7 protein-coding genes, 1 tRNA gene and 2 pseudogenes are annotated in these 11,634 nt (G+C 55.1%); 5 read left to right on the forward strand and 5 right to left on the reverse strand.

The genetic code is table 11. The features are described from left to right. Positions 1-91: 91 nt before the first annotated feature. The gene (rraB, locus tag AU509_RS08970) at positions 92-517 is read left to right on the forward strand and encodes a ribonuclease E inhibitor RraB (protein ID WP_085653795.1); all 426 of its coding nucleotides are present in this window, start codon (positions 92-94) and stop codon (positions 515-517) included. 77 nt (positions 518-594) lie between these two features. On the opposite strand, the gene AU509_RS08975 is transcribed toward rraB, so the two are convergent. From AU509_RS08975 to pepA, 4 genes are all read right to left on the reverse strand, one after another. Continuing rightward, entirely contained in the window at positions 595-1,098 is a 504-nt protein-coding gene (locus AU509_RS08975; RefSeq protein WP_085653794.1) for a GNAT family N-acetyltransferase, read from the reverse strand. 279 nt (positions 1,099-1,377) lie between these two features. Continuing rightward, a complete protein-coding gene (locus AU509_RS08980; protein ID WP_085653793.1) occupies positions 1,378-4,233 on the reverse strand; it encodes a valine--tRNA ligase in 2,856 nt (951 codons plus the stop codon). Between the two features lie 5 nt (positions 4,234-4,238). Continuing rightward, the gene (locus AU509_RS08985) at positions 4,239-4,694 is read right to left on the reverse strand and encodes a DNA polymerase III subunit chi (RefSeq protein WP_094118171.1); all 456 of its coding nucleotides are present in this window, start codon (positions 4,692-4,694) and stop codon (positions 4,239-4,241) included. 130 nt (positions 4,695-4,824) lie between these two features. Beyond that, positions 4,825-6,333, reverse strand: a complete 1,509-nt coding sequence (gene pepA / locus AU509_RS08990; protein WP_094118172.1) for a leucyl aminopeptidase — start codon at positions 6,331-6,333, stop codon at positions 4,825-4,827. A 281-nt stretch (positions 6,334-6,614) separates the two neighbouring features. Here pepA and lptF point away from each other — a divergent pair. Together lptF and lptG are read left to right on the forward strand one after the other, a co-directional pair. Further along, a pseudogene (gene lptF, locus AU509_RS08995) lies at positions 6,615-7,714 on the forward strand (LPS export ABC transporter permease LptF). Then, positions 7,714-8,783 (forward strand): annotated as a pseudogene (gene lptG, locus AU509_RS09000) (LPS export ABC transporter permease LptG). The pseudogenes lptF and lptG overlap by 1 nt, the downstream one beginning before the upstream one ends. A 64-nt stretch (positions 8,784-8,847) precedes the next feature. Here the strand turns inward: lptG and AU509_RS09005 are convergent. Further along, the gene (locus AU509_RS09005; RefSeq protein ID WP_094118173.1) at positions 8,848-10,140 is read right to left on the reverse strand and encodes a DUF445 domain-containing protein; all 1,293 of its coding nucleotides are present in this window, start codon (positions 10,138-10,140) and stop codon (positions 8,848-8,850) included. A 201-nt stretch (positions 10,141-10,341) separates the two neighbouring features. On the opposite strand from AU509_RS09005, the gene AU509_RS09010 reads away from it, so the two are divergent. Together AU509_RS09010 and AU509_RS09015 are read left to right on the forward strand one after the other, a co-directional pair. Then, a tRNA-Leu gene (locus AU509_RS09010) sits at positions 10,342-10,425 on the forward strand. A gap of 189 nt (positions 10,426-10,614) precedes the next feature. Then, a partial coding sequence (locus tag AU509_RS09015; RefSeq protein WP_094118174.1) for a tyrosine-type recombinase/integrase occupies positions 10,615-11,634 on the forward strand: 1,020 nt, incomplete at its 3' end.

Raw genomic sequence — 11,634 nt, forward strand, 5'->3', positions numbered from 1 at the left:
TTCAAGTGGGCAGATCAAACTTTGTGGTGGAGCCGGGTGCGGGGCTGTGGGACAATGCGGCGATATCTCGCCGTTTAATGAGGACTGAGTCATGGTAAACCGTGAATTGCTGGAAGAGCAGCGTGAAGAAACGCGGCTGATTATTGAAGAGTTGCTGGACGATGGCAGCGATCCTGAAGCGGTCTACACCATCGAGCATCACTTCTCCGCCGAGAAGTTCGAAGACCTGGAAAAGGTGGCAGTCGACGCCTTCAAAATGGGCTATGAAGTCACGGATGCGGAAGAGCTGGAAGTTGAAGAGGGCGTGCTGCTGATGTGCTGCGACGTCATCAGCGAAGTGTCGCTCAAAGCCGAGATTATCGACGGTCAGGTCGAACAGCTACTGTCATTGGCTGAGCGTCATGAAGTCAATTACGACGGTTGGGGCACTTACTTCGAAGATCCGAACGGTTCTGACGAAGATGATGAAGGCGAAGGTGAATTCTACGATGAGGATGATGACGGCAAACGTCACTAATGCCTCTTCTCCGTGACGGCCCCCCCTTCTCCGGGCCTCGCAATATTGCCGGCGGCATGACCGTCGGCAATCCTTTCTTACAGCGGCTTGATCATTCTCACTTCGCAGTCCACATGACCGGTACTCCCTAACGCATAAGGGATTTGGCGAAATCCTAGCTTTTCATAGAGCCGAATCGCGCTGGTGAGGTGGCCGGTGGTTTCCAGATAGCAGCGGTTAAAGCCGTGCTGACGACCAAACTCCAAGGCCTGCTGCGCCAGCTGTCTGGCCAGTCCCCGTCCACGCGCGGCGGGGAGGAAATACATTTTCTGCAGCTCGCAGATATCCGCCTCTCCCCCCGACAGCGGAGCGACGCCGCCGCCGCCGATCACTTCGCCGCCGCACTCCACCACCCAGTAAGCGCAGTGCGGGCGATTGTACAGCTGGAACAGCGAATCAAGATCGGGGTCGGCGATGGTGTAGCCCTTGTCCGCCGTCAACCCGAACTCAGCCGACACGCGGCGGATCACGCTGGCCATCGCGGCGTTGTCGGCAGCGGTAATAGGGCGTGTCAGAAGTTGAACGGGAGTTGCGGTTGTCATGGTGCTTAAATGCTCGCTTTTCAGTTAATCGTTGCGACCCAATGAGGAAAGTGGATACACAGACTGTAATAACACTTTATCTGGCTCGAATGCAATCGTCGGAATTATCCTGCCCCCGGGGCGCCTCCCCAGATTGTTCAAGGGTTTGCGTTACGTGTGTCGATATTCCACTGCTGGGGTAGCGTCGTGTGTATTAGAGGTCTTAGGGACCAATAAAAAAGGGAGATCTGGACGATCTCCCTTTGTGTCGGCCGCATTATTTACGGCTGGTTTTTTTGCTTACAACGCGGCGATGGTCGCCTGCTGTTCTTTCAGTTTCGCTTTTGCATCGGCGTAATGAGTCAGCTTCTCACGTTCTTTCGCGACGACCGCTTCCGGCGCGCGCGCAACAAAGCCTTCGTTAGCCAGTTTGCTTTCGATACGCGAGATCTCGCCATCAATCTTCGCGACCTCTTTCGCTAAACGATCCAGCTCGCTGGCCTTGTCGATCAGACCGGCCATCGGGATCAGCAGTTCGGCGCCGTCCACCAGCTTGGCGACGGAAACCGGTCCTTTATCGCCAGCAGGCAGGACGTCGATGCTCTCCAGTCGCGCCAGCGTTTTGATAAAGCTGAGGTTCTCGTTGATCCGGCGCTGCGCTTCGGCGTTGCTGTCGCGCAGCAGCATTTCCAACGGTTTGCTGGGTGCAATGTTCATCTCGGCGCGAATGTTACGCACGGCGATGATGGTTTGCTTGATCCACTCCAGATCGTGCAGCGCCTGGCTGTCTTCCAGCGCCGCGTCGAAGGCCGGGAACGGCTGCAGCATAATGGTGTCGGCGTCGATGCCTTTCAGCACTTTGACACGCTGCCAGATCGTTTCCGTGATAAACGGAATGATCGGGTGTGCCAGACGCAGCAAGGCTTCCAACACCTGTACCAGCGTGTGACGGGTGCCGCGCAGTTCTGCTTCGCTGCCGCCGTTCATCACCGGCTTGGCGAGTTCCAGATACCAGTCGCAGAACTGGTTCCAGGTAAATTCGTACAGAATATTGGCCGCCAGATCGAAGCGATAGCTGTCCAGCGCTTCACGGTAGGCTTTCACCGTACGATTGAATTCAGCCAGAATCCAGCGGTCTGCCAGCGACAGGACGCGTTCGCCGCCTTGCATTCCGCAATCCTGTCCTTCGGTGTTCATCAGGACAAAGCGGCTGGCGTTCCACAGCTTGTTACAGAAGTTGCGATAACCTTCCAGGCGCTTCATGTCCCAGTTGATGTCGCGACCGGTGGAGGCCAGCGCCGCCAGCGTAAAGCGCAGGGCGTCAGTACCATGCGGTTCGATCCCGTTCGGGAACTGTTTTTCCGTACGCTTGCGGATTTTTTCCGCCAGCTGCGGCTGCATCATGTTGCCGGTGCGTTTTTCCAGCAGCGCTTCCAGAGAGATGCCGTCGACCATATCCAGCGGGTCGATGACGTTCCCCTTGGATTTGGACATTTTCTGTCCTTCGTCGTCGCGAATCAGACCGGTCATGTAGACGGTGTTGAATGGCACCTGCGGCTGACCCTTTTCATCTTTGATGAAATGCATCGTCAGCATAATCATGCGGGCGATCCAGAAGAAGATGATGTCGAAGCCGCTAACCATCACGCTGCTCGGATGGAAGGCTTTCAGCTCAGGAGTCTGTTCCGGCCAGCCCAGCGTGGAGAAGGTCCACAGTCCGGAGGAGAACCAGGTGTCCAGCACGTCTTCGTCCTGCGTCAGCGTCACATCGTCCGCCAGATTGTTTTCGCTACGAACTTCGGCTTCGTCGCGGCCGACATAGACGTTGCCGTTAGCGTCATACCAGGCCGGAATACGGTGACCCCACCACAGCTGGCGGGAAATACACCAGTCCTGAATGTCGCGCATCCAGCTGAAGTACATGTTTTCATACTGTTTCGGTACGAACTGGATACGACCGTCTTCGACGGCTTCCACCGCTTGTTTGGCCAGGGGGGCCGTGCGTACGTACCACTGATCGGTCAGCATCGGCTCAATCACCACGCCGCCGCGGTCGCCGTAAGGCACCGTCAGGTCATGCGCCTTGATCTCTTCCAGCAGGCCTAATTCGTCGAAAGCGGCCACGGTCGCTTTACGCGCGGCGAAACGTTCCATGCCGCGGAAGGCTTCCGGGATAGTGTCGTCATAGACGTCAGAGGCATTTCCGTGGGTGTCGAACACTTCCGCCTGCTGACGGATATCGCCGTCAAAGGTCAGGATGTTGATCATCGGCAGGGCGTGACGTTTACCGACTTCATAGTCGTTGAAGTCATGAGCTGGCGTGATTTTTACGCAGCCGGTGCCTTTTTCCATGTCGGCATGTTCGTCCGCAAGGATAGGAATGCGGCGGCCGATCAGCGGTAGGATGACGTCTTTACCGATTAGGTCTTTATAACGAGGATCTTCCGGGTTTACCGCGACGCCGGTATCGCCCAGCACGGTTTCGGGACGGGTGGTGGCAACGACCAGATAGTCTTTGCCTTCGGCCGTTTTAGCGCCGTCAGCCAGCGGGTAGCGCAGGTGCCACATGGAGCCTTTGACTTCACGGTTCTCCACTTCCAGATCGGAGATGGCGGTGCGCAGTTTCGGATCCCAGTTCACCAGGCGTTTGCCGCGGTAGATCAGGTCCTCTTTGTACAGGCGGACGAAGACTTCCTTCACGGCGTCGGACAGACCTTTATCCATGGTGAAGCGTTCGCGCTCCCAGTCCACGGAGTTGCCCAGACGGCGCATCTGGCGCGTGATGGTGCCGCCGGATTCTTCTTTCCACTGCCAGATTTTGTCGATGAAGGCTTCGCGACCGTAATCGTGGCGCGTCTTGCCTTCTTCGGCGGCGATTTTGCGCTCAACGACCATCTGCGTAGCGATACCGGCATGGTCAGTACCCGCCTGCCACAAGGTATTTTTGCCCTGCATGCGCTGATAGCGGATCAGAGTATCCATAATGGTTTGTTGAAAAGCATGACCCATGTGCAGGCTGCCGGTGACGTTGGGCGGCGGAATCATGATGCTGAAGCTTTCTTGCTCGGTATCGCCGTTTGGCTTGAAGTAGCCTTGTTTTTCCCAGTGCTCGTAAAGCGGCTGCTCTATATCGTGCGGGTTGTATGTCTTTTCCATTATGCTCAAAATTCAGTGGGTTGGCGGTGTAGCGTGGTCAATCGGAAGCCGACGCTGCGATAGGCTTTATAGCGGTCGCGCGCCAACTGTTTCAGGGATTCTTCGTAAGGGACAAAGTCTATCACTTCATGGAAAGCGGTGGCAAAATCTGCGAACTGCGGCTGCAGGTTGATCATGACCTCGCGCGGCGTATTACCGCGCTTGTGAGGCCAGGCCAGTTCGACGGCCGCTCCCTGACGCGGACCTTCCCCGGCCAGGTTGTGCGGTACGAAAGCATGCGGTGGACGCTGCCATAACGCCTCATCCAGCTTCTGCGCTTGCTCTTCGTCTTCGCAGGCGATGAGTACCCGTTTGCCCGCCCGCCACAGCGTGGCGGCCAGTTCGCAGGTTAGCGCTTCCAGCGCACTGAGTTCTCCGCTTTGGTCTTCTGTTTCAAGAAGATAGAACGTTGCGTTTTTCATTGTTACCTATACTTCCATCGCGGTTTCTGACCGGCGCGGATCTCTGGCTGCGTTAAACGCAGATTCCCGTTTGCACGGGAATCGCCGACGTATCGCCATGCGCCGGGGGACTTCAGCGCGGGGTTACCCCTTACTCGACGTCGTTCAGGCCGGCGCGGTTCAGCAAGAACTGTGACAGCAGCGCGACCGGACGACCCGTCGCGCCTTTGGCTTTGCCGGAACGCCAGGCGGTGCCGGCGATATCCAGGTGCGCCCAGCTGTATTTGCGCGTGAAGCGAGACAGGAAGCAGGCCGCGGTAATGGCGCCGCCGGGGCGTCCCCCGATATTCGCCATATCGGCGAAGTTGGATTCCAGCTGTTCCTGATACTCGTCCAGCATCGGCAGACGCCAGGCACGGTCGCCCGCCTGTTCGGAAGCGCCCAGCAGCTCATGCGCCAGCGGATTGTGGTTCGACATCAGGCCGGTGATATGGTGGCCTAGCGCGATCACGCAGGCACCGGTGAGCGTGGCGATATCGATGACGACATCAGGTTCATAACGTTCCACGTAGGTCAGGGCGTCACACAGCACCAGACGGCCTTCCGCATCGGTATTTAGCACTTCCACCGTCTGGCCGGACATGGTGGTCAGGATATCGCCCGGACGATAGGAGCGGCCATCGACCATGTTCTCACAGCCTGCCAGCACGCCGATGATGTTCAGCGGCAGTTCCAACTCCGCAGCCATCCGCATGACGCCGTACACCGTGGCGGCGCCGCACATGTCGTATTTCATTTCGTCCATGCTGTCGGCGGGCTTGATGGAGATGCCGCCGGAGTCGAACGTCAGCCCTTTGCCCACCAGCACGATAGGCTTAGCGTCGGCGTCTGGGTTGCCTTTATATTCAATCACCGACATCAGGGACTCGTTCTGAGAACCTTGTCCCACCGCCAGGTAGGCGTTCATCCCCAGCTCTTTCATCTGCTGTTCGCCGATGACGCGGGTGGTGATATAGCCGTAGGCGTCCGCCAGCTGACGAGCCTGCGAAGCCAGATAAGCGGCGTTGCAAATGTTGGGCGGCATGTTGCCGAGATCTTTGGCGGCTTTGATGCCGGAAGAAATGGCCAGACCGTGCTGAATGGCGCGTTCGCCGGAGGTCAGTTCGCGGCGAGTCGGTACGTTGAAGACCATTTTTCGCAGCGGACGACGTGGCTCGACTTTGTTGGTTTTTAGCTGATCGAACGTGTAAAGCGTCTCTTTCGCCGTTTCAACGGCCTGACGCACTTTCCAATAAGTGTTACGACCTTTTACATGCAGCTCGGTCAGGAAGCAGACGGCTTCCATAGAGCCGGTATCGTTAAGGGCGTTGATCGTGCGCTGAACGACCTGCTTGTACTGGCGCTCGTCGAGCTCGCGCTCCTTTCCGCAACCGATCAGCAGGATGCGTTCGGAAAGAATGTTCGGTACATGGTGCAGGAGCAATGACTGGCCGACTTTGCCTTCCAACTCGCCACGGCGCAGCAGGGCGCTGATGTAGCCGTCACTGATTTTATCCAGTTGTTCGGCGATAGGTGACAGACGACGCGGTTCGAATACACCGACGACAATGCAGGCACTGCGCTGTTTTTCCGGGCTACCGCTTTTTACGCTGAACTCCATGTACTCTCCTGAATCTTTAAAGACAATAGCGGGTGCTACGGTTAGAATGTGGCACTCCGTAATACTTTCCCACCGTCGCGTTAACATAACCTGTGTTAATCTGAACGACGTAGCGAATCTGTAATAAGGCTTTGCAGGTTCTGATAGCACATCCCGAACGCAGGATGTTGTAACACCGGTTTAGCTACGAGAAGGTTGCCACAAATGAGTATAAATGGCGAGTTAGCGAAAAAACTATCGACTTTCCTGCAAAAAGACAAGTTTTCACAGGCGTATTGAGCGTGATCATCATTCGATATCTGGTACGGGAAACCTTTAAAAGCCAGCTGGCTATCCTGTTTATTCTGCTGCTGATTTTTTTCTGTCAGAAATTAGTGCGAATACTGGGCGCGGCGGTGGACGGTGATATCCCGACGAATCTGGTTTTATCCCTTTTGGGGCTTGGCGTGCCGGAAATGGCGCAGCTTATTTTGCCGTTGAGTCTGTTTCTCGGGTTACTGATGACCTTTGGGCGACTGTACGCTGAAAGCGAAATCACCGTGATGCATGCATGCGGACTGAGCAAGAACGTGCTGCTGAAGGCTGCGGCATGGCTGGCATTGGCAACAGCCGTGGCGGCGACGGTCAACGTGCTATGGCTCAGTCCCTGGTCGTCGCGACATCAGGACGAGGTGCTGGCTGAGGCCAGAGCCAATCCTGGGATGGCGACGCTGGCGGAAGGGCAGTTCCAGCAGTCTCAGGACGGCAATTCGGTGCTTTTCGTGGGTAACGTCAGCGGCAAGGAGTTCGAACACGTATTCCTCGCCAGATGCGTCCGCGCGACAACGCTCGCCCCTCCGTGGTGGTGGCCGACCACGGCACCGTCGCGCAGGGCGACGACGGATCGCAGGTCGTGACGCTGAACAAAGGCACACGTTATGAAGGGACGGCGATGATGCGCGACTTCCGCATCACCGACTTCACGGATTATCAGGCGGTCATTGGGCATCAGGCGGTCACCGTCGATCCGAATAACGTTGAGCAGATGGACATGAAGACGCTGTGGCGTTCTGATGATGTCGGTGCTCGTGCCGAGTTCCACTGGCGTCTGACGCTGATCCTCTCCGTGCTGGTCATGGCGATTATTGTTGTGCCGCTTAGCGTGGTGAATCCCCGTCAGGGCCGCGTGCTGAGCATGCTGCCAGCCATGTTGCTCTATCTGATTTTCTTCCTGCTGCAGACCTCGCTGCGATCGAATGCCGGTAAGGGCAAGCTCGATCCGCTGGTATGGATGTGGCTGACCAACGCGGTTTATGTGGCGATTGCCGTTGCGCTTAACCTGTGGGATAGCGTGCCGTTGCGCAAATTGAGATACCGCCTGACGCCAAGAGGAGCGGCCTGATGTTTGGAGTTTTAGACCGCTATATCGGTAGAACCATTTTCAATACCATCATGATGACGTTGTTCATGCTGGTATCGCTATCCGGCATCATCAAGTTTGTCGAGCAGCTGCGCAAAGTCGGACAGGGCGGTTATTCGGCGCTGGGGGCCGGGTTCTATACGCTGTTGAGCGTCCCCAAAGACATTGAAACGTTTTTCCCGATGGCGGCGCTGTTAGGCGCACTGTTAGGGTTGGGAACGCTGGCGACGCGCAGCGAACTGGTTGTCATGCAGGCATCTGGTTTTTCCCGCCTGCAGATCGCCGGGGCGGTCATGAAAACCGCTATCCCGCTGGTGCTGCTGACCATGGCCATCGGCGAGTGGGTGGCGCCGCAGGGCGAACAGATGGCGCGCAATTACCGTTCTCAGATGATGTTCGGCGGTTCAATGCTGTCTACCCAGAACGGGATGTGGGCCAAAGACGGGTCTGATTTCGTATTTATTCAGCGGGTGGTGGGCGAAAAAGAGCTGGCGGGCGTGAGTATTTATCACTTCGACAATGACCGTAAGCTGCTGTCGGTACGTTATGCGGCCTCTGCCACCTTTGCTGACGGTATGTGGAAGCTATCGCAGGTCGATACGTCCGAACTCACCGACAGTAAAAAGATTGGCGGCAGCCAAACCCTAAGCGGTGAGTGGAGCACCAGCCTGACGCCAGATAAGCTGGGCGTGGTGGCGCTGGAGCCCAGCGCGCTTTCCATCAGCGGTCTTCATAACTACATCAGTTACCTGAAACAGAGCGGGCAGGAGTCCGGCCGTTATCAGCTCAACATGTGGAGCAAGATTTTTTCTCCGCTGTCGGTAGCGGTGATGATGTTGATGGCGCTGTCGTTTATTTTCGGTCCGTTGAGAAACGTGCCAGCCGGTATGCGCATCGTCATTGGTATCAGCTTCGGCTTCCTGTTTTACGTGCTGGACCAGATCTTTGGTCCGCTGAGCCTGGTTTACCATATGCCGCCAGTGTGGGGGCTCTGCTACCGAGCGTTCTGTTCCTGGCTATCAGCGTGATGCTACTGCTGAAACGTCGCTAGACGTTCTCCGCTGTCGACTAAAACGGGCCTGCGGGCCCGTTGTCTTTTGTACCGTATCTGTGGGCTAAAACGTGGTTGAATTACGCAGCATGGCAATCAGGTCTGGCAGCTGCGACAGCAGATACAGTCCCAGCCCGATGCTTCCCCCCACCAGCGTGCCGTTGATGCGAATAAACTGGAGATCTTTGCCGATGTTCAGTTCGATTAAACGAGACATCTCTTCAGCATCCCAGCTTTTTACCGTATCGCTAATGTGGCGCGTCAGGAAATTGGCGAACTCGGGTGCGAGCGTGCGCACCGCCTCTTCCAGATGCTGATTGAGCGACGACCGCAATCCTTCATCCTGCATCAACGTTTGTCCCAGCCACTGACCGATGGCGCTAATGCGGGCTTGTACGGCGGAGTCGCTTTGATTGAGGTCGGCCTTGAGCCAGGCGCGCAGGTCACCCCAAAGATCGCTCAAATAGTGATTCAGCGCTTCGTCGTCTTTCAAATAGCGCTTAATCGCTTCGGCCCGCTGCGCCATGTCCGGATCGGTGCGGAGTCGTTCGATCAACCGGACGACGGTACGATTAAAGTGCTGACGCAACTCATGGCCCTCGTCGCGCACGACTTCGTCTAACAGCGTGTTGACCGCGTTGGCGACCACCTCGGCGCTGCGCTCACCCAGCCATTCAGAAGGCAGGATCTTTTCCGTGAGCGGATGCTCACGTTTCAGCCAGCGGATGATCTGTATCGCGATGAATTCACGCGTAGACGGTTTGTTCACCATCCTCAACAGTTGTTCTATCACCGTGTCCAGCAACTGCTGATGGCGATTATTTTTAGTCAGACTTTCCAACAGAACGGCGACAGACTGGGTGAGATCCACTTTATCGATCGCTTTGTGTACCGCACTGCGAATGAAGCGCTGGATACGCTGGTCATCCGCCATATCTAAAATGCCACGCATAAACTGCAACAGATGACCGCCCAGCCGTTCGGCATTATCGGGGTTCTGCAACCAGCATCCCACGATATGAGCAGGATTATGCCGACGGATTAGCGCCAGCAGCGATTCGGTATCGAGGAACTTCTCCTGAACAAAGGTGGCCAGATTGTCCGCGATCCTCGCTTTGTTACGCGGGATAATCGCGGTATGGCGGGAGACTAATGGTAGCGGCACCCGGCGAAACAGCGCTACGACGGCAAACCAGTCGGCCAGCGCACCGACCATCGCCGCCTCGGCAATAGCCTTCGCAGCGCTAACCCAGAAGTTGGGCGGCAAACATAGCGTGGTCACAAAGACGGCGGCCGCAAGACCGAGCAATGACAGCGCCAGTCGTTTGGCTCGTTTCAGTTCAGCTTCTTTATTCATGCATTAAGGTTACCCTGTTTCGCACTAAACAGGCCAAGCGATTATGCCTCCAGGTTACAGACTGAACGATGCAACCCGCAGTCATCGGGCTGAACGGGGATAAGACGAATTTTTCATCACTCAGTCGCGGATTGATGGATTAAGGTTGCGCGGACGCGACTGCACGGTATAATCCCCCCGTTTTCCGCATACTACTTCAGTGCCGAAGTGGCGAAATCGGTAGACGCAGTTGATTCAAAATCAACCGTAGAAATACGTGCCGGTTCGAGTCCGCCTTCGGCACCAAATAGTACAAAATCGACGTCTATTGACGTCTTTTTTTGTCTCTAAAATCCAGCAGTTACGCTGTTTCCCCTCTGTTCTATGTCTCTTGACGTCCACTCACATCTATCCACATATACCAACAAATGATGGTATAACTGGTGGTATCTTCGGTTCGATTGATTTTGATACCAACAATGGAGGTATCAACTGATGGCGCTCACTGATATCAAAGTTCGAACAACCAAACCCTCAGATAAACCCTTTAAACTGACTGATGGTCAGGGTATGCACCTGCTAATCAACCCCAATGGCTCAAAATACTGGCGTTTACAGTATCGCTTTGATGGTAAGCAAAAGATTCTGGCATTAGGTGTTTATCCAACGGTCACACTTGGCGAAGCTCGTAGAAAAAGAGATGAAGCCAAAAAGTTGGTATCTGTTGGTATCGATCCCTCAGAAAAGAAAAAATCCGACAAGATTGAACAAAGTGAAGCATTTACCTTTGAAGCTATAGCGAGAGACTGGCATACCGCATGTAATCGGAGATGGTCTCCTTCACACAGCGAACGAGTTCTTAAAAGTCTTGAGGACAACCTTTTCTCCTCAATAGGTAAGAGAAAAATTGTTGAGCTTAAAACAAAGGATCTACTCGTTCCGATCAAGGTCGTTGAGGCTTCAGGGCGTCTGGAAGTAGCAGCACGCCTGCAACAGCGAACCACCGCGATAATGCGATATGCAGTCCAGAATGGTTTAATTGACTACAACCCAGCTCAGGAGATGTCTGGGGCTATTGCAGTAGCAAAACGAACCCACAGGCCAGCTTTACCTTTTGATCGCTTCTCTGAACTCCTTCAACGTATTGATAGTTTTAAAGGCAGGAAACTAACCAAACTAGCGGTGAAGCTCACATTGCTGATTTTCATTCGCTCTAGCGAACTCAGGTTTGCAAGATGGTCAGAGATTGATTTAGACAATGCTATGTGGACGATCCCAGCAGAACGTGAACCATTACCCGGAGTGAAGCACTCACACCGTGGGTCAAAAATGCGAACACCACATCTTGTCCCATTAAGCCGTCAAGCCTTAGAAGTCCTTGAAGCGATCAGAGAAATCAGCGGTGGATATGATCTGATTTTTATCGGTGATCACAACCCTGGAAAACCGATGAGCGAAAACACGGTGAACAAGGCTTTAAGGTCTATGGGATATGACACGTCTACAGAGGTGTGT

It is taken from the genome of Lonsdalea britannica, from assembly GCF_002111595.1.
GTDB lineage: Bacteria > Pseudomonadota > Gammaproteobacteria > Enterobacterales > Enterobacteriaceae > Lonsdalea > Lonsdalea britannica.